The sequence below is a fragment of the Hyphomonas chukchiensis genome (assembly GCF_000682695.1).
GTDB lineage: Bacteria > Pseudomonadota > Alphaproteobacteria > Caulobacterales > Hyphomonadaceae > Hyphomonas > Hyphomonas chukchiensis.
On the sequence record NZ_AWFG01000041.1, the window covers coordinates 69,092 to 91,793 of the forward strand.

24 protein-coding genes are annotated in these 22,702 nt (G+C 61.5%); 9 read left to right on the forward strand and 15 right to left on the reverse strand.

The features are described 5' to 3' along the window. Positions 1–8: 8 nt before the first annotated feature. Positions 9–689, reverse strand: coding sequence for a response regulator (locus HY30_RS12885; protein ID WP_034741186.1), 681 nt, complete (start codon positions 687–689; stop codon positions 9–11). Positions 690–696: 7 nt separating this feature from the next. Further along, a complete protein-coding gene (locus HY30_RS19385) occupies positions 697–1,161 on the reverse strand; it encodes a MarR family winged helix-turn-helix transcriptional regulator (RefSeq protein WP_051615455.1) in 465 nt (154 codons plus the stop codon). Positions 1,162–1,215: 54 nt separating this feature from the next. Between HY30_RS19385 and HY30_RS12895 the strand changes: the two genes are divergently transcribed. After that, entirely contained in the window at positions 1,216–2,100 is an 885-nt protein-coding gene (locus HY30_RS12895; RefSeq protein ID WP_034741189.1) for a branched-chain amino acid aminotransferase, read from the forward strand. Between the two features lie 10 nt (positions 2,101–2,110). Here HY30_RS12895 and HY30_RS12900 read toward each other — a convergent pair whose 3' ends face one another. The 3 genes from HY30_RS12900 to HY30_RS12910 form a co-directional block, all read right to left on the reverse strand. Then, the gene (locus HY30_RS12900) at positions 2,111–2,362 is read right to left on the reverse strand and encodes a DUF3297 family protein (protein WP_034741192.1); all 252 of its coding nucleotides are present in this window, start codon (positions 2,360–2,362) and stop codon (positions 2,111–2,113) included. Between the two features lie 46 nt (positions 2,363–2,408). Continuing rightward, complete coding sequence (locus HY30_RS12905) at positions 2,409–3,425, reverse strand: NAD-dependent epimerase/dehydratase family protein (protein ID WP_034741195.1); 1,017 nt, start codon at positions 3,423–3,425, stop codon at positions 2,409–2,411. A gap of 91 nt (positions 3,426–3,516) precedes the next feature. Next, positions 3,517–3,972 (reverse strand): MarR family winged helix-turn-helix transcriptional regulator, encoded by a 456-nt coding sequence (locus tag HY30_RS12910; RefSeq protein WP_034741198.1) that lies wholly within the window; start codon positions 3,970–3,972, stop codon positions 3,517–3,519. Between the two features lie 78 nt (positions 3,973–4,050). Here HY30_RS12910 and HY30_RS12915 point away from each other — a divergent pair, with 78 nt between their 5' ends. After that, complete coding sequence (locus tag HY30_RS12915) at positions 4,051–4,455, forward strand: nuclear transport factor 2 family protein (RefSeq protein WP_034741202.1); 405 nt, start codon at positions 4,051–4,053, stop codon at positions 4,453–4,455. A 5-nt stretch (positions 4,456–4,460) separates the two neighbouring features. Here the strand turns inward: HY30_RS12915 and HY30_RS12920 are convergent, their stop codons facing one another. The 3 genes from HY30_RS12920 to HY30_RS12930 form a co-directional block, all read right to left on the reverse strand. Further along, positions 4,461–5,600, reverse strand: coding sequence for a dipeptidase (locus HY30_RS12920; protein ID WP_162176946.1), 1,140 nt, complete (start codon positions 5,598–5,600; stop codon positions 4,461–4,463). Between the two features lie 130 nt (positions 5,601–5,730). Then, on the reverse strand, positions 5,731–6,351 hold the full coding sequence (locus HY30_RS12925) for a glutathione S-transferase family protein (RefSeq protein WP_034741208.1): 621 nt from the start codon (positions 6,349–6,351) through the stop codon (positions 5,731–5,733). Positions 6,352–6,550: 199 nt separating this feature from the next. Next, positions 6,551–7,189, reverse strand: coding sequence for a peroxiredoxin (locus HY30_RS12930; protein WP_034741211.1), 639 nt, complete (start codon positions 7,187–7,189; stop codon positions 6,551–6,553). 128 nt (positions 7,190–7,317) lie between these two features. Between HY30_RS12930 and HY30_RS12935 the strand changes: the two genes are divergently transcribed. Continuing rightward, positions 7,318–7,845, forward strand: a complete 528-nt coding sequence (locus HY30_RS12935) for a SixA phosphatase family protein (RefSeq protein WP_034741214.1) — start codon at positions 7,318–7,320, stop codon at positions 7,843–7,845. Between the two features lie 124 nt (positions 7,846–7,969). On the opposite strand, the gene HY30_RS12940 is transcribed toward HY30_RS12935, so the two are convergent. The 3 genes from HY30_RS12940 to HY30_RS12950 all read right to left on the reverse strand — a co-directional run bounded on the left by HY30_RS12940 (position 7,970) and on the right by HY30_RS12950 (position 10,375). Then, complete coding sequence (locus tag HY30_RS12940; protein WP_034741217.1) at positions 7,970–8,281, reverse strand: UrcA family protein; 312 nt, start codon at positions 8,279–8,281, stop codon at positions 7,970–7,972. A gap of 82 nt (positions 8,282–8,363) precedes the next feature. Further along, positions 8,364–8,546 (reverse strand): hypothetical protein, encoded by a 183-nt coding sequence (locus tag HY30_RS20210; RefSeq protein ID WP_162176947.1) that lies wholly within the window; start codon positions 8,544–8,546, stop codon positions 8,364–8,366. Between the two features lie 227 nt (positions 8,547–8,773). Next, positions 8,774–10,375: an FAD-binding domain-containing protein gene (locus tag HY30_RS12950; RefSeq protein WP_051615456.1), complete on the reverse strand. Its 1,602-nt coding sequence runs from the start codon at positions 10,373–10,375 to the stop codon at positions 8,774–8,776. Positions 10,376–10,808: 433 nt separating this feature from the next. Here HY30_RS12950 and HY30_RS12955 point away from each other — a divergent pair, with 433 nt between their 5' ends. From HY30_RS12955 to HY30_RS12965, 3 genes are read left to right on the forward strand one after another with little or no spacing between them, the layout of a single operon-like run. Then, on the forward strand, positions 10,809–12,023 hold the full coding sequence (locus tag HY30_RS12955; RefSeq protein WP_034741222.1) for an acyl-CoA dehydrogenase family protein: 1,215 nt from the start codon (positions 10,809–10,811) through the stop codon (positions 12,021–12,023). Between the two features lie 2 nt (positions 12,024–12,025). Further along, positions 12,026–12,652 carry a 2-hydroxychromene-2-carboxylate isomerase gene (locus HY30_RS12960; RefSeq protein WP_051615457.1) on the forward strand — a complete coding sequence of 209 codons (627 nt, stop codon included), beginning with the start codon at positions 12,026–12,028 and terminating at the stop codon, positions 12,650–12,652. Then, a complete protein-coding gene (locus HY30_RS12965) occupies positions 12,649–13,785 on the forward strand; it encodes an acyl-CoA dehydrogenase family protein (protein ID WP_034741226.1) in 1,137 nt (378 codons plus the stop codon). The genes HY30_RS12960 and HY30_RS12965 overlap by 4 nt, the downstream gene beginning before the upstream one ends. 81 nt (positions 13,786–13,866) lie before the next feature. Here HY30_RS12965 and HY30_RS12970 read toward each other — a convergent pair whose 3' ends face one another. Then, entirely contained in the window at positions 13,867–14,304 is a 438-nt protein-coding gene (locus HY30_RS12970; RefSeq protein WP_081812233.1) for a DUF2853 family protein, read from the reverse strand. A gap of 303 nt (positions 14,305–14,607) precedes the next feature. Here HY30_RS12970 and HY30_RS12975 point away from each other — a divergent pair, with 303 nt between their 5' ends. Both HY30_RS12975 and HY30_RS12980 read left to right on the forward strand, forming a co-directional pair. Then, on the forward strand, positions 14,608–16,200 hold the full coding sequence (locus tag HY30_RS12975) for an FMN-binding glutamate synthase family protein (RefSeq protein WP_034741229.1): 1,593 nt from the start codon (positions 14,608–14,610) through the stop codon (positions 16,198–16,200). Positions 16,201–16,289: 89 nt separating this feature from the next. After that, positions 16,290–16,517 (forward strand): DUF805 domain-containing protein, encoded by a 228-nt coding sequence (locus tag HY30_RS12980; protein ID WP_206741475.1) that lies wholly within the window; start codon positions 16,290–16,292, stop codon positions 16,515–16,517. A 53-nt stretch (positions 16,518–16,570) separates the two neighbouring features. Here HY30_RS12980 and bfr read toward each other — a convergent pair whose 3' ends face one another. Together bfr and HY30_RS12990 are read right to left on the reverse strand one after the other, a co-directional pair. After that, entirely contained in the window at positions 16,571–17,050 is a 480-nt protein-coding gene (gene bfr, locus HY30_RS12985; protein ID WP_034741232.1) for a bacterioferritin, read from the reverse strand. A 148-nt stretch (positions 17,051–17,198) separates the two neighbouring features. Then, complete coding sequence (locus tag HY30_RS12990) at positions 17,199–17,408, reverse strand: (2Fe-2S)-binding protein (RefSeq protein WP_241765718.1); 210 nt, start codon at positions 17,406–17,408, stop codon at positions 17,199–17,201. Positions 17,409–17,532: 124 nt separating this feature from the next. Here HY30_RS12990 and HY30_RS12995 point away from each other — a divergent pair, with 124 nt between their 5' ends. Continuing rightward, positions 17,533–19,125: a lysine--tRNA ligase gene (locus HY30_RS12995; RefSeq protein ID WP_051615484.1), complete on the forward strand. Its 1,593-nt coding sequence runs from the start codon at positions 17,533–17,535 to the stop codon at positions 19,123–19,125. A 112-nt stretch (positions 19,126–19,237) separates the two neighbouring features. Here the strand turns inward: HY30_RS12995 and HY30_RS13000 are convergent, their stop codons facing one another. After that, entirely contained in the window at positions 19,238–22,696 is a 3,459-nt protein-coding gene (locus tag HY30_RS13000) for an indolepyruvate ferredoxin oxidoreductase family protein (RefSeq protein WP_034741241.1), read from the reverse strand. Between the last annotated feature and the right edge of the window lie 6 nt (positions 22,697–22,702).

The following is a 22,702-nucleotide window of genomic DNA, read 5'->3' on the forward strand; positions in this document are numbered from 1 at the left end:
CGGGCGCCTCAATCCGGCATCAGGCGGTAACCGACGCCGCGCACTGTCTGGATATGAACCGGCTCGCGCGGATTGGGCTCGATCTTCCGGCGCAGGCGCGTCACCTGCACGTCAACCGAGCGTTCCATGCCCGCAGATGTCAGCGACGCGAGTTCCTCACGGCTGACCGGTTCGCCCGCATGGGCTGCGAGGATTGTCAGCAACTGCAGCTCGGCATCAGTGAGACGAATGCGCTTGTCGCCTTCGCGCAGCTCGCCTCGGGCCGCGTTGAACACAAGGCCCGACATCTCGACCTCTTCGGGCGGCACGTCCTTGTGCGACCGGCGCAGGATCGCCGCGCAGCGCAGGGCCAGTTCCTCCGGCTCGAACGGCTTGGGCAGATAATCGTCGGCGCCAAGTTTCAGCCCCTCGATCCGGTCCGAGGCCTGTCCGCGCGCGGTCAGCAGCATGACCGGTGTTTCCTTCTCGCGTCCGGTGCGGATCGCGGCCAGCAGCGACAGGCCGTCTTCGCCGGGCATCATGACGTCGAGAATGGCAAGATCGAATTCCATCGTGGCCAGCAGGCGTCTTGCGGCAGCCGCGTCGCCAGCTGCCGTCACCCGGTGGCCTTCACGCGACAGGAAGCGCTTCAACAGATCGCGAATGCGGTCATCGTCATCGACGACAAGAATGTGGGCCGGTTCCTTCATTGCCGCGTCACTTCGCCAGTGCTTCGAGGGCGAGACGCATGCCGGCGACCGCGTCCGGTCCGGCCGCGCGGAAGGCGAGGCGCAGGCGTTCGCGCAGAACGATGGCAATCGGCGTCGTCAGTGTTATCCCCGCATCTGACAGGACGAGCGTCCGGCGGCGGCCGTCGCGCTCCTCGCGCTCGCGATCAATTAGGCCGCGCGTGTCCAGGGCGCCGATCAAGCGCGCAAAGGTCGGCACCGTCATGCCGACTGACTCGCGCATTTCGCTGACAGTCCGGCCCGGCTCATAGCGGATGGTTATGAGAATTTGCATCTCTGGCTTGCTCAGCCCTGCTTTCTTGCGGGCTGTTTCTGCTGCAGAAAGGAGTTCGCGCCCCCCCGCCATCAGGAGGCCGACACCGCGATCAAGTTCCTGATCCATCAGGAAAAGTCGCGGATCGAACGGTCGGTTCAGGTTGACGTCAGGGGCCATAGTCTGAAATGAACGCGAATAGACAAAAAGTGCAAGCGAGGAGCGCTGAAATCCATGGCAAGTATCCCCTATGACGACCGTGACGGGTATATCTGGATGGACGGCGAATTCGCCGCCTGGCGTGACAGCAAGGTACATATCCTGACGCACGCACTGCACTATGCCTCGGCCGTGTTCGAAGGCGAGCGTGCCTATGGCGGCAAGATCTTCCGCTCGCTGGACCATTCCAAGCGCCTGCATAATTCGGCCCGCATCATGGGCTTCGAAATCCCGTTTACCGTTGAGCAGCTGGAAGAAGCCAAGCGCGAAGCGCTGGCCAAGTCCGGCCTCGACAGCGCCTATGTCCGGGCCATTGCTTGGCGCGGATCCGAGATGATGGGCGTTTCGGCCCAGAACAACACGATCCATCTCGCCGTGGCCGTCTGGTCATGGGGCGATTATTTTGCCGACAAGATGAAGGGCATCCGCCTGACGCACGCTGAATGGCGCCGTCCGGCCCCGGATACCGCGCCCTGCCACGCCAAGGCCGCTGGCCTCTACATGATCTGTACGCTCTCCAAGCATGCGGCTGAAAAGGCTGGCTATGCCGACGCGCTGATGCTGGATTATCGCGGTCAGGTCGCCGAGGCGACGGGCGCCAACATCTTCTTTGTGCGCGACAATGCCCTGCACACACCGACGCCGGACTGCTTCCTCAATGGCCTGACGCGTCAGACCACGATCAAGCTCGCCCAGGCGCGCCAGATCGAGGTTATCGAACGCGCCATCATGCCGGACGAGCTGGCGACTTTCTCCGAATGCTTCATCACGGGCAGCGCCGCCGAGATCACGCCGGTCGCTGAAATCGGCGCGCACACCTACAAGCCAGCAGAGATCAGCCACTCGCTCGTGGATGACTATACGCGGCTGGTGAACGGCAAGATGGATCTCGCGCTCTAGGGCGCGAGGTTCAGCCTTCGGCTGGTTCGTCCTTGATCCAGGCCTCGACGGGGCCCTTCAGCAGCAATGTCAGCGGGTTGCCCTTGCGGTCGACGGCCTTGCCGGCGGATACGCGTATCCAGCCTTCGGAGATGCAATACTCCTCGACATTGTTTTTCTCTTCACCCTTGAAACGGATGCCCACGCCGCGCAGCAGCAGGGCCTCGTTATAATAGGGGCTTTTCGGATTGACGCTCAGGCGGTCGGGAAGTGTGTCTGTCATGGGAATGTTCTTTGCCCCGTACACGGGCCTGACTCAAGAGCCTGTTTCAGGGCCGCGCAATGGCGCCCGCTTCCACCTGCTGGGCAAACATGTCGGCGATCGCCTCGCTGACCGGATGGTAGGTGAGGCCAAGCGCGCGCCGCGACTTTGAATTGTCGGCCTTCCACGGCAGCTTCGGCCCGTCAGATGGCGCGTCTTTCGTGGGGAAGGGCCAGTCATCGCCAAACCGCTCGCGAAGGACATTCGCGATATAGAGAAAGTCGTGCGCCTCGGCGAACGTGATATGGCGCCCTTCAGCCTCGGGTACGAAGCCTGCCATCATGTGCGCCTCTGCCACGTCCTTGACATCGACCATGCCGATCTGGCGCGGTGGCGCGCCGTCTTTCATGGCGCCCGTGCCATAAGCCTTGATATAGTTGAAGGATTCAGACGTCTGGTCCGGATTGATGCCGGGGCCAAGCACGAGGGCTGGATTGACAACAACGAGCTTCCAGCGGTCCTGCGCTGCGGCCATGTCCCAGGCCGCGCGTTCGGCCAGTGTCTTGGAATAATTGTAGGGCGTCACGGTGAGGGAAGAAGATGTGTTCCAGTCATCCTCTGTCAGAACCCCGCCTGACGCCTTGGCGACGTCCTCGATCACGCCATAGATCGCCGCGCAGGAGCTGGTGACGACGACGCGCTTCACGCTATCGACTGCATTGGCTGAGTCGAGCACGTTGCGCGTGCCCTTGAGGGCTGGGTCAACGAGATCGCGCTGGGGATCGTCCACATTCACCGTGAAGGGCGAGGCAGTGTGGAAGACCACGCCGCAGCCCTGCATGGCCTCGGCATAGCTACCGGGTTCCAGGAGGTCGGCCTTGAAGAAGCGGATCGTACCGGGCCTGGCATCGGCGAGCTTTTCCAGCGGTCCGGTCTTCTCGGAATTGGACGGATCACGCACCGCGGCGTGCACCGTGAAGCCCTCGTCCAGAAGCCGGCTGACCAGCCAGCCTGCCACATAGCCCGTCGCGCCCGTGACAAGAACCGGCGCGCTGGTGTCATAGTTCGGTGTGGGTGTGGACATGATGGGAGGCTCCTTTGAAATATTTCAGGGCAGGGCCTCACGACCCCGCGTCACTCCCACATAAGGGGCCGATCCGGATAAACCAGCCGTGCTAGCGCTGGCTGGCCTCAATAGCGGTGCCGAGATCCTTCAGGATGGCGCGCAGTTCTGCCATGCGCTTGCGCCCGATCATTTCCGCGCAGGCGTTTTCGGCTGCATCCCTGAGTTCTATCAGGGCATCCCACACGGCATGGCCGCGCGCCGTGAGGACAACGAGCTTGGCACGTTTGTCATCCGGATCGGAGACGATGCGGACATAGCCGAGGTCCTTCAGGCTGCCGGCAAGATAAGCCATGCTTTGCTTTGTCATCTGCGCACTATCGGCGAGGTCGGTCACCCGCGACCCTTGCGGGCGGATATAACGAAATACGCTGGAATGCGCTGGCCGCACATCGGGAAAGCCGCGGGCTTCGAGTTTCGCATATACGTCCGCCTGCAGGCTTTCATAGGGTTTGCGCAGGAGGGCACCCAGTGTGTCGCGTGCCTCCGAGATTGTTTTGTTGTCCATGAGTCCCTCTCGCATATTGACAGGCAATCTGTCTAGTTCTAGTTAGACAGATAATCTGTCTAACAAAAGGAGCTTCCCATGAGCTGCGGCTCGATTGAACAAAACCTCGCCACGGTCGATGCACATATTCGCGATGAGGCGGCTGATCCCGCCGAGGTGATGCATCTCTATGGCGATGGCATCGTACTCGATATGCCGACCCGCAACCTGCGCCTGTCCACGCTGGAAGCGATCGAAGCCAATTATCGCAACATGTTCGGCGCCATCGAGCTTATTTCGATGGAACCGGTCGAACGCTTTGCCACGCAGGACCGTGTGGTGGATGACATGCTGGTGCGCTTCACAATCGTGAAGGAAGGTTTCACCAATGCGCCCTATCCGGTCGGTTCAACAGTCGAGCTCCGGCTCCTTCATGTGTTTCACATGAAGGATGCAAAGATTGTGCACGAGAAGGTATTTGAGGGCTGGAAGAAAATCGCCTGAGGCGCTTAAGCCGCCACGCTTTGTCCCCAGACGCGCAGCAGGTTGCCGCCGAAGAACTTGGCCGCTTCCGTCTCGCCCATGCCCCGCTTCAGCAAGAGGCCTGTCAGGTCCGGCAGGCGGCGGTAATCATCGAAGACCGGTTTGTAATTGCCGTCCATGTCGGTGCCCATGCAGACATGGTCGATGCCGACCGCGTCGATCAGCGTGAAGATCCTGTCGGCATACCCGGCCAGGTCGCTGATGCCGATGCCGCTGGGCCAAGCGCCGATCACGCCGCCGCCAGCCGCGACTTCGCGGGCAAGATTGGCGGAGATGAAACGGGGATGGTTGAGCTCCGGCGTCTTGATGTGCGTGTGCGAGAACATTACCGGCCTGTCTGACAGCTCCAGCGCTTGGCGGGCCGCCTTTTCCGGCATGTGCGCGAGGTCGATCAATAGGCCCAGCCGGTTCATTTCGCGCACGATCGCCTCGCCTGCGCCGGATAGTGCGCTGTCATCCTCCGATTCCGTCATCGGTTCGCTGATCTCGTTGGCGCGGTAGTGCACCAATGTAATCGATTGCACACCGTCTGCTTGGGCTTCGGCCAGGCGGTCACTCGAGCCTTCCAGGAAGTCGGCGCCTTCGACTGTCCAGATCGCGCCAGGCTTTCCGGTCGCGCGAACCGCGTCCATCTCGCCGGGGGCGGAAAAAGGCGTGACCACGCCGTTGCTGGCGAGTTTCTTCAGGTTCGCGATCTGGGTCTTGTAGCTCGCCCAGGCCTCACCCGGCTCGAAGGGGCGGCTCTCGGCAATGCCGGTTTTTGTCGGGCTGAGAACATTGATGTCCGCAACCGCCGCAAAACTTGAAGCTGCGAGGCCGCCTTCCACCATGTCGGTCACAGTGCGCCGTTCGAATATACCCTTGGCGCCATAGGCCTTCATCATCGGGGAGAGACCGCTCGCATCGCGAAGGAATGTGCGGCCGGGGTGGGCGTGCGCATCGATGGCGGGGTTTGCTTTCAGGAAGGCGGTACCGCGTGCAAGTTCTTCGTCTGTCAGGTCAAAGCCCAATGGCGCTGCGTCTGGCCGCTTGCGCCATGCATATGCGCCATAGGCCCCTGCTGCGATTACGGCTGTGCCGCCTGCAAGCAGCACGCGTCTCGTCATTTTTCCCATCATTACCTCCCGGTCTGCGCGCACTAGCGTGGAGGCCGGTCATGGGGTCAAGTCAGGATGCCTTGGCGATGTGACGCAGTTGGATAGGTGCCAGTGCAAAGCGCGACGCCGCATGGCCGATTCAGCTTGCGGCAGCAATCGCCGCATCATCCAGCGCCGAAGCGCGCTTGAAGGCCTCACGCGAATAGACGCGTTCGGAATAGGCCGTCAGTTCCGGGCTTGGCGGGATCGAACCGAACTGCAGGCCCCAGCCGATCTGAGAGCCGACATAGACATCCGCCGCAGTGAACCGATCGCCGCACACAAACGGACGGTCTGCGATGGCGGAAATCAGCACATTACGCGTCCGCTCGAAATTTCCGTAGCCCACCATGCCGGTCTTCTCGGCGGGAACTTCCACGCCCAGCGACCGGTTGACCACCGCAGCCTCGACCGGGCCGGCAGCAAAGAAAAGCCAGCGATAATAGTCGGCGCGCTCGTCTGCCGTCGGCGCCAGGCCCGCGTCGGGAAAGGTCTCCGCAAGATACGCGCATATCGCCGCGCATTCGGTGACCACCTTGTCGCCATGCGTGATGGCAGGAACCTTGCCCATGGGATTGATTGCGAGGAAGTCAGCCGACTGCGACCCCTCGCCAAATTTCAGGATTTTCGTCTCATAGTCTACGCCGGTCTCTTCGAGCATCCAGCGCGCGATACGCCCGCGCGACATGGGATTTGTGTAGAGGGTCAGTTTGTCAGCCATGGGGGTCACTCCGTTCACGTTTTGATCTTTCTTCGACTATGCGACGGAGTCAACGGAAATCAGGTTCCAACAAAAATATCCCGCCCCGGCACCATTTGCGATCTATGGTTTCGAGGCGGGATGAGGATGGTTTTATAGTGAGTCTTGGGCGGGTTTCGCGACGGCCTTTCCGCCACGCCATTCCCCCCGGAAAGAAGCGCTATTTATCCGGCTGTGGCGTGTAACGCAGGTAGGGCTTCACGGCTTTGTAGCCTTTCGGGAAGAGGCGCTTGATCTCTTCCGGATCGGTCAGCGACGGGACGATGATCACGTCCTCGCCCTGCTGCCAGTTTACCGGCGTCGCCACCTTGTGGCCGTCGGTCAGCTGCAAGCTGTCGAGCAGACGGAGCACTTCGTCGAAGTTGCGGCCGGCGCTCGGCGGATAGACGATCGAGGCGCGGATTTTCTTTTTGGGATCAATCACATAGACTGCGCGGACGGTGACTTTCGCATCGGCGTTCGGGTGGATCATGTTGTACAGAGTCGCGACCTTGCGCTCGGTGTCGGCGATGATCGGGAACTGGACACTGGTATTCTGGGTCTCTTCGATATCCTTGATCCAGCGCTTGTGGTCTTCCACGCTGTCCACCGAAACCACCAGCGCCTTGGCGCCGCGCTTGGCAAACTCATCCTTCAGCTTGGCTGTATAGCCAAGTTCGGTGGTGCACACGGGCGTGAAATCTGCTGGGTGGGAGAAGAAGACAACCCAGTCGTCTCCGGCCCATTCATGAAACCGGATCCGGCCTTCCGTAGTATCCGCTTCAAAGTCGGGCGCGACGTCGCCAATCAGAAGGCTCATTATTCAAACTCCTATCACTTGATTTCTGGACCAGAAATGGTGCCTAAGGGCTACAGAACCAATGCGCGACGCCTGAAGGTGTCGATCAGTTTTTCTAATGGTCCCGGCAGAGCGAGCACACAGCGCCCATGAAACGCCTTATCCTGATGCGTCATGCCAAGACCGAGCCCTGGACGGAAGGCATTGACGATTTCGGCCGCGCGCTGACCGAGCAGGGACATGCCGATGCGCGCCGCATGGCCGAGGAGATCGTTGCGCGCGGCTGGAGTCCGGAGCGGATACTGGTCTCGACAGCCCGACGCGCACGGGAAACCTGTTCGGAAGTTGCCAAAGTGGTCGAAGGCGAACGCGTCCGCCCGATGGAGGCCCTTTATCTGTCAGGCCAGCGAGGCATCCTCGACGCCGTGCGTCAAAATGATGGCGCATCAACACTGATGGTCATCGGGCACAATCCCGGCCTGCACGATTTTGCCCTGAACCTGCTGCGCGATGGCGGCAGCAGCGATCACGAGAGTTCCGAACGGTTGGCCGAGAAATTCCCGACGGCCTGCGCCGCGCTGTTCGAGTCCGACGAAGACGGTCCCTTCCTGCCTGTGCACTTCCGCCTCACAGACGTGATGCGCGCGCGCGACTTTCGAGAGACGGGCCTCGCCTGATCCTTGAATAAACAAGAGCGCCACCCTGCCTTGGAGGGGACAGGATGGCGCAAGGAGCTGCAGACGAGCGTTTTCAGGGGGAAAGAGGCAGCGCTCGACGGTGAGGACAGCTCCTTTGCGTTGTTCAGCCTGCCTTTCTGGCGGCATGAACTTGCGTCAGTTGCGGGCTGGCGATCGAATTGATGGCCTTGTCCATGGTGCGGACCGTGCAAATCGTGACAGCGAATTTCTGGCCGAGCTGCAGGTCGGAATGTTCGGCTTCGCAGCGATCTTCGATTTGCGCATGGATCACTTTGTACTGGGCTTTGGCGCCTTCCGGCGTGGCCACGGCATTGCGGTCATACGAGATGGCCATGTCGAATGTGTCACTGGCGGCGAATGCCGGGGCGGTGATGAGCGAGGCGGCGAGGGCAGCGGCGATCAGGGTGCGTTTCATTTCAGTTATGTCCTTCTTTAAGATGGGGGGAAGTCGCTGCTGCGAGCCGCATGAAGCCGGCGCAGCAGCGGAAGAGAGGGGGTTAATGAGCTTCGCGGCGGTTGAGCCGGCGGCGACGACGGACAAGCAGTCCAGGCCGACCCCCACGTGTGACATCATTGGCCGGTGTGGCCATGACCGTTGCCGCACCTGTGAGGATGGCGCGGGCCATCTCAGCTGCAGGGGCAGTGGTTTCGACGTCGTTGAGACGAGGGCGGGGGGTCATTTTCTTTAGTCCTTCTTGCTTGATCTGTGTGTCTCTTGCGGACCATTCCGCCGTCGACACGATCAAGATAGGACTAGAATTATCGAAAAGCAATAAGAATTTATCGAAAAATAATAAATCCAAATATTTTAGGGTCTTATGCCTCGTTGTTTTTCGATATGGAGAGCCATAACCGCCCTACAAGTCCCCTTGCAAGCGATTCCTTCGAAAAAAATGGATTAAAGGGATCAGGCGTGGGGCGATGCCTGGGGCTGGACTGCCTCCGGCAGCTGCAAGTCAAACGCGAGCTGCTTCGGTGGGCTCGCCTGAGGACGTTCACGCCGTGAGGACGAAGGGGACCGGTCGGCCACCCACTCTGCCCGGACAGGCGTCGTCCTTTCCTTTTGGACTGGGCCCCCCTGACCGGCATAGATCCGGTCCCGCGCTTCCCTGGCTGCTGCCATATGGTCGACGATCCGCATCGGATAGGTCTGCCCGAGCACGATACCGGCCCTCGCCAGTTCCGCTTTCGGCGCATCCCAGGGCGCATGGATATGTGCGGCGGAAAGGCCCGAGAGTTCCGGCACCCAGCGGCGGATGAAATCCCCATCACGGTCATGGTCAAGGGACTGCTTGACCGGATTGAAGATGCGCGGAATGCCTGTTCCCCGCACACCCGCCTGCTTTTGCGCCTGCGGATAATGGATCCCGGCTTCGAAATCGGTGAACAGGGCCGCCAGCCGTGCGGCCGGTTGCTGCCAGTCCATCCACAGGTGCTGCGCGGCGAAAGCCATGACCATGGCGCGCATCCGGTGGTTCAGCCAACCGGTATCATTCAGGGACCGCATGCAGGCGTCCAGGAAGGGAAAGCCGGTACGGCCGCTGATCCAGGCTTCGAGCCGCGGGTCACCGTCGCTCACCCGGTCGCGCAGTCCATCTGGTGCGACATGCAGGTTGCGGCTGTTGATGGTGGTCTGGTCGCTGAGCTTCTGCAGGAAATGGCAATGCCACTGGAGACGCGAGAGGAAAGTGTCGAGCGAAGCGGCAAAGGTGGAATCACCATCCCGTTCAAGCTCTGCCCGCGCCCGCATCGCGCCTTGATAGGCTTCACGGATCGACACGGTGCCGAATGTGAAATGCGGCGACAGGCGAGAACACGCGCCTTCCGCCGATTGGGGGCTGTCCATGGCAGTGCGATAGCGCCGTCCGCGCGAGGCGATGAAAGAGCGCAGCAATTCCACGCCTTCGGCGCGTCCGCCGGGCTGGCGGCCGGGACAGGCATCCGGTTTCAGGCGGAAATCATCACCTGCAGGCCATTCTCCCGCCGGCACGCCGGCAGGCCTTATCTCATCAGGCGCTTTTGCGCGCGGCGCCAGCATCCACGCTTCCCATTGGCGCGCCCACCCATCGGCGCTCCCCGGATGACGGCACATGATGCCGTGCTGAGGCTGTTCGCGCAGGGCAATGCCTGCCTTCAGCGCCCAGCGCTGGACGGCACGATCACGGTCATAACTCCATTGCAGGCCGATTTCCTCATGGGCGTGGATCGCGGCCAGGCCATGATGCTTGTGCAGTTCGGCAAAGACCTGAACTGCCTCACCGACACGAATGCATAGCGCCGATCCACGCACCTTGAGGGCTTCATCAAGGCTGCGCAGGCTCTCCATCATGAAGTCGAACTGACGACCGGAATGTTCCGGAAGAGACCAGAACGCCGGCTCGAATATATAGAGCGGCATGACAGGGGCGCCGCTGGCGACCGCTGCGAGGAGAGGCGCGTGATCGTGGACCCGAAGGTCCCGCTTGAACCAGACAACATGCACATTGCTCATGGAACAAATATAGAACATCTGAGCGAGCGCTCAAGTGTTTTCTTCATGAGGCGGATGTTTGCCATCTTGGAAAACAGATCGTTACGATAACGAAACGAATGCAACTTCAAGTTCCCGGCTTGTATTTGCCGCCGTGAGAACCTGCCTGATGCTGGCGTCCTATATTATTGGCATCGCGACGGGGCTCGCCGCGCCGCGACGGGACGGAGCAGAGCAGGGGGATTGTTGCTGTGCTGGCGTCGCCAATCTGCGGGCCGCTCCAGTCGATTGTCACGGGGCGGACCCGCTATGGCTTGTGGCAGCAGCCCCATTTCTGGGCCAAGACACCTGACGACGCCCGGGCTGCCTGAGGGCCATCCCAACTTTTACGCCGCGTCAGGCTTGGCGGGCGGGTCCCGGGGATTTAGGCTTCATCCAGACATAACATACCGACAATCGAGGAGCCTTCCCAATGGCCTATGACGTCACCGAAGACCTGGACGCGTTTCGCGCCGAGACGCGCGAGTGGCTGGAGGCGAATTGCCCGCCGTCCATGCGCACCCCCATGAAGGACAACGAGATTGTCTGGGGTGGCAAGAGCGAAAAGTTCCCTAATCCGGAATCCAGGATCTGGCTGGAACGCATGGGCGAAAAGGGCTGGACGGCCCCGGAATGGCCCGCTGCCTATGGCGGCGGCGGCCTGACCAAGGAACAGAACCGTGTCCTTCAGGAAGAGCTGCGCCGCATCAAGGCCCGCCCGGCCCTGTTCTCGTTCGGCCTCTGGATGTTCGGTCCGGCCCTCTTGGAGTTCGGCAATGAAGAGCAGAAGAAGCGCTTCCTACCGGACATCGTCAAAGGCAAGACACGCTGGTGCCAAGGCTATTCCGAGCCGGGCGCAGGCTCTGACCTTGCCGGCCTGCAGACGCGCTGCGAGGACAAGGGCGATCATTACCTGATCAATGGCCAGAAAGTATGGACCTCCTATGCCGACAAGGCCGACTGGATCTTCTGCCTCGTGCGCACCGACACAAGCGTGAAACATGAAGGCATCAGCTTCATCCTGTTCGACATGACGAGCCCCGGCGTCGAGGCGCGTCCGATCCTGCTGATTTCCGGCGAAAGCCCGTTCTGCGAGACCTTCTTCACCGATGTGAAGGTGCCCAAGGACCAGCTGGTTGGCCGCGTGAATGGCGGCTGGGAAATTGCCAAGCGCCTGCTCCAGTTCGAACGTTCGTCGATCTCGGCAGGCGGCTTCGGCGGCACGGGTGGCTCGGGCATTCTCGGCCCGGAAGAATATGCCAAGATCCATGTCGGCACCGACAGCGAAGGCCGGATCGCCGATGGCGACCTGCGCGGCCGCATTGCGGACCACAAGATGTATGCCAAGGCCTTCAACCTGACCGTCCAGCGCCAGACCGAACAGGCCAAGGCTGGCCAGCAGGTCGGTCATACCGCGTCCATCCTGAAATATGGCGCGGCCAAAATGAACCAGGATCGCCACGAACTCCTGATCGAGGCCCTCGGCTCCGAGGCGCTCGGCTGGGAAGGGGAGGGCTTTGACAAGAGTGCCATGCGCGCGACCCGCGGCTGGCTGCGCTCGAAAGGCAACTCGATCGAAGGCGGCACCAGCGAGATCAACCTCAATGTCATCGCCAAGCGCGTGCTGGGTCTGAAAGACCATCAATAGGCATGGGCAGGATTGAATTCTGGTTCGAGTTTGCATCGACTTACTCGTATCCGGCGGCCATGCGGATCGAGGCCCTCGCCGATGAGGCGGGGCACGATATCGTGTGGAAGCCGTTCCTGCTCGGACCTGTCTTCAATTCCCAGCAGGGGCTGACCGACAGCCCCTTCAATGCCTTCCCGGTCAAGGGCCGCTACATGTGGCGCGATCTTGCGCGCGTGTGTGCCCGTGCGGGCCTACCGCTGGAGACACCGGCCCGGTTTCCGCAGAACGGCCTGCTGGCGGCACGCTGCACGCTGGCACTGCCTGAGGCGGCCAGGGCGGCTTTTGTAAAGGCCGTCTACGCGGCCAACTTTGCCGACGGCGCCCTGATCTCCGAGCCTGCCATTGTCAGCCGGTGCATCGTGGCGGCGGGCGAAAACCCCGACGCCATCATGGCGCGGGCCGGCGACGAAACGATCAAGGCCGAACTGAAGGCCAATACAGAGGAAGCCATGCGCCGCGGCGTATTTGGCTCGCCCACTTTCTTTGCCGATGACGGCGAAATGTTCTGGGGCAATGACCGGTTGGAAGATGCTTTCGACTGGTTGGCCGCCCCCCTGCAAATAATGTCCATTGGAGGGACGAGATGAGCTTCGTACTGACTGAAGACCAGGAAATGCTGCGCGACACGGCGATGGCATTCGCACGTGATGAACTGCCGCTGACGCATCTGCGCGCCCTGCGCGACAAGGGCGCCAACGGCCATGATCCGGAAACACGCAAGAAGCTGGCCGAACTCGGCTTCTTCGGCGTGATCATTCCGGAAGAACCGGGCGGCGAGCATTTCGGCCTTGTCGGCCTTGGCCAGATCCTTGAGGCCCAGGGCCGCACGCTGGCCGCGACGCCCTTGCTGCAAACGGCGCTGATCGCAGCTTCAGCCATCCAGCTGGGGGGCAGCAAGGCCCAGCAGGCCGAATGGCTGCCGAAGATCGCCATGGGCGAGACGACCTTCGCCCTCGCGCTCGACGAGTCTGCGCATTTCGCGCCGCTGAACGTAGCAACCGAAGCCGAGCGCAACGGCCAGGGCTACACGCTGAACGGCATGAAGCGTTTCGTGCCGGGCGGCCACGATGCCGACATGTTCATTGTCGTTGCGCGCACCTTTGGCGAAGCTGGCGACCGCCACGGCATCACGCTCTTCCTCGTGCCGCGTGATGCAAAAGGCGTTACCGTCCAGGAGCTGAAGACGGTGGATTCCCATGGCGCCGCGCACGTGACGTTTGAGGATGTCATCGTGGGCGAGGGCGGCGTGCTCGGCCCTGTGGACGAAGGCTCTGACGTGCTTGAGCCGGTGCTCGACCGTGCAGCCATCGGCCAGGCGGCTGAAATGCTCGGCTCATCGGCTGCCGCTTTCGAGATGACGCTCGAATACCTGCAGAGCCGCAAGCAGTTCGGCCAGCTGATCGGCTCGTTCCAGTCGCTGCAGCACCGCGCCGCCAAAATGTTCACCGAGATGGAAATGACGCGCTCCTGCGTCGCGGCGGCCCTCGCGGCAGTCGATGCCGGCAGCGGTGATGTTGCGGAACTGGCCAGCCTTGCCAAGGCGAAGGCGAGCGAGCTTGTGCATCTCGTTTCCAATGAATGCGTGCAGATGCATGGCGGCATCGGCATGACCGATGTGGCAGACCCGGGCCTCTACATGAAGCGCGCGCGTGTGCAGGAAGCCATGTATGGCGGCGCCAGCTGGCACCGCGATCGCTATGCGCGCCTCAACGGCTTCTGATCGACTTCAAAACCAGACAAGAAAAAGCCGGGCCAGCCATGCTGCGCCCGGCTTTATTTTTTTCCGCAAGCGGAATGAAGATCAGCCTTTGAGGACCGAGCCTTTTTTCAGTGCCTTGGCGATGAGGTAGTACATCACGGGGCGGTGCTTGGCGCGGACGGACTTGCCGTATTTGGCAACTGCCTCAACCAGTGCGGCATCGGCCTTGGCTTCGTCGGTGACGCCGAGCTTCTTGGTGATGAAGCCTTTCTTGACGCGTGCGAGTTCGTCCTTGTCGGAAGCGGCAATCGTTGCCGTGTCGGACTTGTAGATGGTTGGACCGGATGCTTTCACAGCGGCTTCGAGCAGCGCCATGTCAGGACGCGCTTCGCCGACTTTCTCTTTCAGGTCGGTGATGTATTTTTCCATCAGCACTTCTTTGGCTGTTGGTGCTTTTGCCGGTACACTGACTTTTGGCGCAGGTGCAGCCTTCTTCGCAGCGGCAGGTTTCTTGGTCGTTGGCTTGGTTGCTTTTGCCATGGGATTTTCTCCTCGATGGGCCCTCGTGTGGGCGGTTATTGATCTTACGCAGCTCAGATCTCGAATCACTTCGACACGCGCTTGCACATTGACCTTCTTTTGAACAGCGTGCCAACCCCTTAAAGGGGTGGAATATGATTCGCAAACTTTCAATAATGAACGTAAACGGATGAAAAATTAATGATGTCGGCAAGTGCGACTTTGCAGTGCGTGTTGGAACATTCCGCGCTGTGCGGGATTTGTTGACGATGCCGCTTGCTTGGCCCAAGGCTCGGAAAGTCAAATAACTGCAGGGAGTTTGCCATGCTGCGCTTCGTTCCGCTTCTCACCGTCACAGGCCTGTTCGTGCTCAGTCTCTTCGGTCTGGAGGCTGCGCCATGGCTTGTCGTCATCAGTGTGATCCTTGGCGCACTTGTGCTTCTCGGCCTTTATGATTTTTTTCAGTCACGCCACACTTTGTGGCGCAACTTCCCGATCATTGCGCACATAAGATGGATTGCTGAGGAGCTGCATCCCTTCCTGCGTTCGTACATCGTTGAGAGTGAGACCGAAGGACGTCCCTTCAACAATGAACAGCGTGCGCTCATCTATCGCCGGGCAAAGAATGTCTCCTCCGTCGAGCCCTTCGGCAGCCATCTCGACATCGACAAGCCACCTTATGAATGGCTCGCGCATTCGATTGCCGCGAAGCATACGGCAGACGACTCTCCGCGCATTCATGTCGGCGCGCCGGGCACGAAGCAGCCTTACTCCGCCAGCGTCCTGAACGTCTCGGCCATGAGCTTTGGCTCGCTCGGCGCGCATGCCATCGAGGCGCTGTCCACGGGTGCAAAGAAAGGCAACTTCTATCACGACACAGGCGAGGGCGGCGTCTCGCGCTACCATCGCGCAGGCGGCGCGGACCTGGTCTGGGAACTCGGCTCCGGTTATTTCGGCTGCCGCGCACGCGATGGCCGGTTTGATGCGGCGCGCTTCAAGGATGTCGCGCAGGACCCGCAGATCAAGATGATCGAGATTAAGCTCAGCCAGGGCGCCAAGCCCGGTCATGGCGGCGTATTGCCAGGCGCGAAGGTGACCGAAGAGATTGCCGAGGCGCGCGGCGTGCCTGTGGGCGAGACATGCGTGTCGCCGCCCGGGCATACGGCTTTTTCGACGCCAATTGAGATGATGGAATTTGCCGCCAGCCTGCGCGAGATGTCTGGCGGCAAGCCGGTGGGCATCAAGTTCTGCGTCGGCAACCGGTGGGAACTGCTCGCCATCTGCAAGGCCATGCTGGAAACAGAGATCCGGCTCGACTTCATGGTCGTCGATGGCGGGGAGGGGGGCACGGGCGCCGCGCCTGCTGAATTCCTGGATCATGTCGGTGCGCCACTGAGGCAGGGGCTCGTCCTGGCCCGCAATGCGCTGGTCGGCACGGGCCTGAAGGATCATGTCCGCCTTGCCTGTTCCGGCAAGCAGACGAGTGCCTTCGCGATTGCCTCTTCGATGGCGCTTGGCGCGGACTGGATCAACACGGCGCGTGGCTTCATGTTTTCGCTTGGCTGCATCCAGTCGCTCAACTGCCACAACAATACGTGCCCGACCGGCATTGCGACCACGGACAAGGGGCGCCAGCGTGGCCTCGTGATCGCGGACAAGGCGGAGCGCGTCTACAATTTCCATCGCAACACGATGAAGGCGCTGATGGAAGTCGTCGGCGCGGCGGGGCTGGAACATCCGGCGGAACTGACACCGCGCCACATCATGCACCGCGTGACGGAAGACATCGTGAAGCCTGCGCACCGTGCCTATGACCTGCTGGATGCGAATGTCCTGCTCAATGCTCCGGAGGGCACCAAGCTCGCTAATGAATGGGCCATGGCGCAGGCCGCCTCTTTCAGGCCCCTGGATATCTAGCGCGTCGTCGCTCATTCGGGCCTGCATGCTTGGCAAAGCCGGCAAACCTTGTTTTGATCCTTACCGGACCATGAAGAGGAGGACGCACCATGGATTCCGGAAACTCGGCCACAATGGCCATTGTAGGGGTCATCTACCTGGCGGTGATTATATTTTTCATCGTCTGCTACTGGAAAATCTGGAGCAAGGCGGGCTTTAACGGCGCCTGGTCGCTCTTGATGCTCGTGCCGCTGGTGAACCTGATCGCCTTTGCCTATCTCGCCTTCGCGCAATGGCCGGTGCACAAGCGCATCAATCCGACAGATACATTCAATTAGGGATGTGATGCTCCCACAAAGAAAAAAGCCGGCCCCGAAAGGCCGGCTTTTTATCAGGAGCCGTTGGCTTCAGATTGCAGCATCGTGTAGCGCTCGATACCGATGCGTTCGATCAGATCGAACTGCGTTTCCAGATAATCGACATGCTCTTCCTCATTATGGAGGATCTTGCCGAACAGGTCGCGGCTGCCATAGTCACGCACGTTCTCGGCATGCTCCATCGCATCCTTGAGCGTGGGGATGGCCATCATCTCCACCTTCATGTCGCACTCGAGGATCTCCTGCACGCTTTCGCCAATGTGCAGCTTGCCGAGGTCCTGAAGGTTGGGCAGGCCGCCGAGGAAGAGGATTCGCTCGATCAGCCAGTCGGCGTGATTCATTTCCTCGATTGATTCCTCATACTCATGCTTGGCGAGCTTGGAGACGCCCCAGTCCTTGAGCATGCGGGAATGCAGGAAATACTGGTTGATCGCCGTCAGCTCGTTCTTGAGACAGAGATTCAGGAACTCGATAACTTTGGTGTCGCCTTTCATGGGGCACTCCTGCGCAAGGTAAATGGGTCGACTCGCGGGATACGGGAAGGCGCCACCAAAAGCAAGAAATTCCCGAATAAAAACAAGTTCATCTGCAAGTGAGACACAGTCTCACAGCGTGCTGAAACGCAGTCTCAAAGAGCAGGAATTATTCGGCGGCGACCAGCATAGGGGCCGGGCCCTGACGGTCCATTTCCTGCGAAATGATCTCGCCGATCGAGCAGCTGCACTTGCCGCAATTGAACTTGCAGCCGTGATGGGCCTGCACGGCCCGGGGGCTGCGCGCACCGGCGTCGACCGCAGCGCGGACACTTGCACAATTGATACGGTTGCAAATGCAGATGATCATGAGAACCATTTGCATCTACTTGCGAATGATTGTCAAGCGCGTGTTTGCGCATTGATCGCAGGTGCGGCGAGTTGACCCTTCCGGGTGGGGTGATTACAGCCTGTCAGCTTGAATTCACATGGAAACCGCCCTCATGACCGACCTCTCCACGCTCGCCCAATCTGCCAAGGCCTGGCCGTTTGAACTGGCGCGCGCGCTAAAGAAACGGGTGGATGAGCAGGTCAAGGCCGGCCAGCGCAAGGCCGATGATCCGGTCGTGTTCGAAACCGGCTATGGCCCCTCGGGCCTGCCGCATATCGGCACGTTCGGGGAAGTGGTGCGCACGACCATGGTGCGCCATGCCTTCGAAGTGCTGACGGGCGGACAGATCCCGACGCGCCTGATCTGTATTTCCGACGACATGGACGGTATGCGCAAGGTGCCGCCGACCGTGCCGAACCCGGAAAAACTGGAGCCCTGGCTGCAGCAGCCGCTGACCGCCGTGCCGGACCCGTTCGGGACACACGAGTCCTATGGCGCGCACATGAATGCCCGTCTTTGCGCCTTCCTGGACCAGTTCGGGTTCCAGTACGAGTTCATCTCGGCGACTGAATGCTACAAGTCCGGCCGGTTCGATCCGATGCTGCGGCGGGCGGCTGAGAAGTATGACGAGATCATGGGCGTGATGCTGCCAACGCTCGGCGCCGAACGTCAGGCCACTTATTCGCCCTTCCTGCCGATCTCTCCCAGCACGGGCCGCGTCCTCTATGTGCCGATGAAGCATGTGGACGCCGCGAAGGGCGAGATCACGTTCGAGGATGAAGACGGCACGGACGTGACGCTGCCCGTGACGGGCGGTCATGTGAAGATGCAGTGGAAGCCCGATTTCGGCATGCGCTGGGCTGCGCTCGGCGTCGACTTCGAAATGTTCGGCAAGGACCATCAGGCCAATGCGCCGATCTATTCCCGCATCGCCAAGATCCTCGGCCATCGCCCGCCGGAACAATATGTCTACGAGCTGTTCCTGGACGAGAAGGGCGAGAAGATTTCCAAGTCCAAGGGCAATGGCATCTCGGTCGAAGAGTGGCGCGCTTATGCGCCGGACGAGAGCCTGTCGCTGTTCCAGTTCCAGAAGCCGCGCGTCGCCAAGAAACTCTATTTCGATGTGATCCCGAAGACGGTCGATGAATACCTGACCTTCCTCGAGAAATACCCGGACGAGGCGCCGGACCGCCAGCTGGAAAACCCGGTCTGGCACATCCATTCCGGCAATCCGCCCAAGGCCGACGTTCCGGTCAGCTTCGCGCTGCTGCTGAACCTCGTCGCCGTGGCCAACCCGGAAGACAAGAGCCAGCTCTGGGGCTTCATCTCGCGCTATGCGCCCGAAGCCTCAGCCGAGACCCATCCGCTGCTCGACAGCCTCGCCGGCTATGCGATGCGCTATTACCGCGACTTTGTGCTGCCGGCGAAAGTGTTCCGTGCGCCCACCGATCAGGAACGCGCTGCGATGGTGGACCTATCGGCCCGCCTGAAGGCCTTCGATGAAGAGCCGAACTCAGAGAACCTGCAGACCATGACCTTTGCCGTCGGCAAAGACCATGCATTCGAGAACCTGCGCGAATGGTTCAAGGCGCTCTATGAAGTGCTGCTCGGACAGGAGCAGGGGCCCCGCTTCGGCAGCTTCGCTGCGCTCTATGGCGTGGAAGAGACGGCCCGCCTGATCGATGAGGCTTTGGCGCGGGATTAGGTGCCCTCACCTCCCATTGCTGCGCAATGGGGCCCTCCTCTCCCAGAGGGAGAGGGGTTAACGGCTCTGAACCACTTAACCTTCTCTCTCTGGGAGAGGAGGGGCCTTCTTATTACTCCGCTGCAATCAGCGTGGTCTTCGCTTTCGGCATGTCGCCTGTCGGCCAGCCTTTCCAGAGGGCGGCTTCGGTCTCGCTGGCGACGGCCATTGCGGCTTCCTTCACATGGCCATAGCCGCGGATTTCGTCCGGCACTTCGGCGATGGCGACAGCGACGGCGTGGTTCTTCGCCGTGAGGCCTGAGGCGAGCGTATCGAGCGTTTCGAGATAGGTGTCGCGCAGGGCGCGTTCCATCTTGCGTTCCTCGGTACGGCCGAACACGTCGAACGGCGTTTCGCGCAGGCCCTTCAGCTTCGTCAGCACTTTGAAGCCAAGCATCATCCAGCCGCCGAAATGTTTCTTCTTCAGGTGGCCGTGGCTGTCCTTCTTGGACATGATTGGCGGGGCGAGCCAGAAGCGCAGCTTGCCGCCCTTGAACTGGCTGGCGAGCTGGGCCGCGAAGGAACCATCCGTATAGAGGCGGGCGACTTCGTACTCGTCCTTGTAGGCCATCAACTTGTAGGCATAGGTCGCGGCGGCGCGGGTGAGCTTGTCACCCAGGCCTGCGGCCTCTTCGGCGGCGCGCACGCGGCTGACGGCGTCGCGATAGGTCTGCGCATAGGCGGCGTTCTGATAGGCCGTGAGGCGTGTTGCGCGGTCGTCGATCAGCTCGTCCAGCGTCTTCGGCTCAAGGTGGCCGCGCGGGTCGTGCTGCTGGGCGAGGCGCTCAGGCGCAGCCGCAGCGATGCGGCCGATATTGAACGCGGCCATATTGTCGTCGACCTTGGTGCCGTTGAGGCGGATCGCGCGATAGAGGCCGCGCAGCGAGACGGGTACGGCGCCCTTCTGCCAGCTGTAACCGACCATGATCATGTTCGTGTAGATCGCGTCGTGCAGGTAGCCGACGGCGAGCGCTTCTGCATCGAAGGCGCCGAAGTCGCGGGCCTGACGCTTCACGCGGCCTGCGAGCAGGTCGCTTTCGAACCGCTTCGACCGGTTGCGGATGAATTCGCTGGTCGGTGTCACGTCGGAGTTTGCATAGGCGGCCGTGCGGGCCGGATCCATCAGCAGGAGGGCATCGCCGCCCGCTGCCACGACAAGGTCGCAGGCGATGATGAGGTCCGCGCTGGCCGGTGGCACGCGGCCGGTGGAGATATCTTCGGGCTCACGCGCAAAGCGGATGTGCGAGAGGACCGGGCCGCCCTTCTGGGCAAGGCCTGTCATGTCGAGCGAGGAGGCCGCATTGCCGTCCACATGGGCGGCCATGGCGAGCACGGCCGCGACGGTGGTGACACCCGTGCCGCCAACGCCCGTGAACAGCACGTTCCAGGGCGCAGCAAGGCTCGGCGTCTCCGGCAAAGGCAGGTTCGAGGCATCGAACTCGCGGCGCACTTCGCCGGTCCAGGCCGGTTCGCCATCCTTGACGGTGACGAAGCTCGGGCAGAAGCCCGTGAGGCAGGAGAGGTCGGTGTTACAGGTCGACTGGTTGATGCGGCGCTTGCGGCCAAGCTCGGTCTCGACCGGCTCCACCGACAGGCAGTTCGACTTGATCGAGCAGTCGCCGCAGCCTTCGCAGACTTCGGTATTGATGATCACGCGCACGCGGTCGGGCGCAATGATGCCGCGCTTGGAGCGGCGGCGTTTCTCGGTGGCGCACATCTGGTCATAGATCATGACCGAGACGCCGGGAGTGCCGCGCAGCATGACCTGCACGTCTTCAAGGTCTTCGCGGTCGTAGATCTTCACGCTGCGCGGCAGGTTCTTCACGCCGGCATAGCGGGTCGGGTCTTCGGTGACGATGACGATGGTCTTCACGCCTTCGGCTTCGACCTGCTGGGCGATCTGGGCGGGCGTCTGGCCGGACTCGACATGCTGGCCGCCGGTCATGGCAACCGCGTCATTGTAGAGGATCTTGTAGGTCATCTTCGCGCCGGAGGTGACGGCGGCGCGGATGGCGAGGCTGCCGGAATGGCTGTAGGTGCCGTCGCCGAGATTGACGAAGACATGGTCTTCATCGGTCGCCCAGTGCTGGCCGACCCAGGCAATGCCTTCGCCGCCCATCTGGCTGGTCATGTCGGTCTTCCGGTCGGGCATGAAGTTCGCCATGTAATGGCAGCCGATGCCGGCAAGGGCGCGGGAGCCTTCAGGCACGGTGGTGGACGTGTTGTGCGGGCAGCCGGAGCAGAAGTGCGGGCTGCGGATCGTTTCCGAGGCATTGCCGCGGGCCGCTTCGCCTGCACGTCCGACACGGTCGAAATAGGCATCGGCGCGGGCCATGTCCCAGCCTGCGGGGATGATTTTCATCAGGGCGTGCGCCATTTCCGGGATGGAGATGGAGGCGACGTCCGAGAGGAGGGGCTCGCCGTTTGCGGCGCGCTTGCCTTCGATCAGCGGACGCTGCGCATGCGGCAGGTCGTAGAGCGCGGCCTTCAGCTGTTCCTCGATCAGGGGGCGCTTGTGTTCGATGACGACAACGCGCTCAAGGCCCGCGCAGAACTCACGCACGCCTTCCGGCTCAAGCGGCCAGGGCATGGCCACCTTGTAGACCGTGAGGCCGAGACGGCCTGCTTCTTCGGGCGAAAGGCCGATGGCGGCGAGTGCCTCGAAAACGTCGCGGGCGGCCTGTCCGGTGACGATGACACCGATGCGGGGCTTGGGAGAGGGGAGGACAACATGGTCGAGCCGGTTGGCGCGGACATAGGCCTGCGCGGCGGGCAGCTTGAAGTGGCGCAGGCGCGCTTCCTTGTCGAGCGGCGTGTCGCCCCGGCGCATGTGGACGCCAGCGTCGGGCATGTGGAAGCCGGGCTCGGCAAAGGCAAAGCGGTCGAGGCTGACATTGACGACAGAGCCGGAATCCATCGTGTCGGCGAGCGCGACGAGGCCGGTCCAGGCGCCGCTATAGCGGCTCATGTTCCAGCCATGGATGCCATAGTCCAGCACGTCCTGGATCGAGGCGGGATTCAGCACCGGGATTTCGGCGTCCGCCATGGCGAATTCGGATTGCGAGGGCAGGGTCGAGGATTTGCAATTATGGTCGTCGCCAATGATGGCGAGCACACCGCCAAGGGCCGACGTGCCAGCGGCATTGGCGTGTTTGAACACGTCGCCCGTGCGGTCGACGCCGGGGGCCTTGCCATACCAGATGCCGAAGAGGCCGTCATAGCGCGCACCGGGGAAGAGGCCGAGCTGCTGGCTGCCCCAGACCGCCGTGGCCCCGAGATCCTCGTTGAGGCCTTCCCAGAAGCGGATGTCGTGGCTGTCGAGCAGGGGCTGGACCGCGCGCAATTGCTGGTCATAACCGCCGAGCGGCGAGCCGCGATACCCCGAAATGAAGCCAGCCGTGTTGTGGCCACTGCCAATATCGAGGCGTTTGCGGTCAAGCGGTAGGCGCACGAGCGCCTGAATACCGGTCATAAAGGCATTACCCTCGACAAGTTCGTATTTGTCGTCCAGCGTAACTTCACGGTGTTTCATGGATTT

What these genes read in the sequence shown, in the direction of transcription:
- HY30_RS12940 (WP_034741217.1), bottom strand. Translation starts at nt 8,281, where the DNA reads ATGAAACGCACCCTGATCGCCGCTGCCCTCGCCGCCTCGCTCATCACC.
- HY30_RS12955 (WP_034741222.1), top strand. Translation starts at nt 10,809, where the DNA reads ATGGCCTATGACGTCACCGAAGACCTGGACGCGTTTCGCGCCGAGACG.
- HY30_RS12915 (WP_034741202.1), top strand. Translation starts at nt 4,051, where the DNA reads ATGAGCTGCGGCTCGATTGAACAAAACCTCGCCACGGTCGATGCACAT.
- HY30_RS19385 (WP_051615455.1), bottom strand. Translation starts at nt 1,161, where the DNA reads ATGGCCCCTGACGTCAACCTGAACCGACCGTTCGATCCGCGACTTTTC.
- HY30_RS12980 (WP_206741475.1), top strand. Translation starts at nt 16,290, where the DNA reads ATGGATTCCGGAAACTCGGCCACAATGGCCATTGTAGGGGTCATCTAC.
- HY30_RS12935 (WP_034741214.1), top strand. Translation starts at nt 7,318, where the DNA reads ATGAAACGCCTTATCCTGATGCGTCATGCCAAGACCGAGCCCTGGACG.
- HY30_RS12990 (WP_241765718.1), bottom strand. Translation starts at nt 17,408, where the DNA reads ATGGTTCTCATGATCATCTGCATTTGCAACCGTATCAATTGTGCAAGT.
- HY30_RS12910 (WP_034741198.1), bottom strand. Translation starts at nt 3,972, where the DNA reads ATGGACAACAAAACAATCTCGGAGGCACGCGACACACTGGGTGCCCTC.
- HY30_RS12970 (WP_081812233.1), bottom strand. Translation starts at nt 14,304, where the DNA reads ATGGCAAAAGCAACCAAGCCAACGACCAAGAAACCTGCCGCTGCGAAG.
- HY30_RS20210 (WP_162176947.1), bottom strand. Translation starts at nt 8,546, where the DNA reads ATGACCCCCCGCCCTCGTCTCAACGACGTCGAAACCACTGCCCCTGCA.
- HY30_RS12950 (WP_051615456.1), bottom strand. Translation starts at nt 10,375, where the DNA reads ATGTTCTATATTTGTTCCATGAGCAATGTGCATGTTGTCTGGTTCAAG.
- HY30_RS12995 (WP_051615484.1), top strand. Translation starts at nt 17,533, where the DNA reads ATGACCGACCTCTCCACGCTCGCCCAATCTGCCAAGGCCTGGCCGTTT.
- bfr (WP_034741232.1), bottom strand. Translation starts at nt 17,050, where the DNA reads ATGAAAGGCGACACCAAAGTTATCGAGTTCCTGAATCTCTGTCTCAAG.
- HY30_RS12965 (WP_034741226.1), top strand. Translation starts at nt 12,649, where the DNA reads ATGAGCTTCGTACTGACTGAAGACCAGGAAATGCTGCGCGACACGGCG.
- HY30_RS12975 (WP_034741229.1), top strand. Translation starts at nt 14,608, where the DNA reads ATGCTGCGCTTCGTTCCGCTTCTCACCGTCACAGGCCTGTTCGTGCTC.
- HY30_RS12900 (WP_034741192.1), bottom strand. Translation starts at nt 2,362, where the DNA reads ATGACAGACACACTTCCCGACCGCCTGAGCGTCAATCCGAAAAGCCCC.
- HY30_RS12920 (WP_162176946.1), bottom strand. Translation starts at nt 5,600, where the DNA reads ATGACGAGACGCGTGCTGCTTGCAGGCGGCACAGCCGTAATCGCAGCA.
- HY30_RS12930 (WP_034741211.1), bottom strand. Translation starts at nt 7,189, where the DNA reads ATGAGCCTTCTGATTGGCGACGTCGCGCCCGACTTTGAAGCGGATACT.
- HY30_RS12905 (WP_034741195.1), bottom strand. Translation starts at nt 3,425, where the DNA reads ATGTCCACACCCACACCGAACTATGACACCAGCGCGCCGGTTCTTGTC.
- HY30_RS12895 (WP_034741189.1), top strand. Translation starts at nt 1,216, where the DNA reads ATGGCAAGTATCCCCTATGACGACCGTGACGGGTATATCTGGATGGAC.
- HY30_RS12960 (WP_051615457.1), top strand. Translation starts at nt 12,026, where the DNA reads ATGGGCAGGATTGAATTCTGGTTCGAGTTTGCATCGACTTACTCGTAT.
- HY30_RS12885 (WP_034741186.1), bottom strand. Translation starts at nt 689, where the DNA reads ATGAAGGAACCGGCCCACATTCTTGTCGTCGATGACGATGACCGCATT.
- HY30_RS12925 (WP_034741208.1), bottom strand. Translation starts at nt 6,351, where the DNA reads ATGGCTGACAAACTGACCCTCTACACAAATCCCATGTCGCGCGGGCGT.
- HY30_RS13000 (WP_034741241.1), bottom strand. Translation starts at nt 22,696, where the DNA reads ATGAAACACCGTGAAGTTACGCTGGACGACAAATACGAACTTGTCGAG.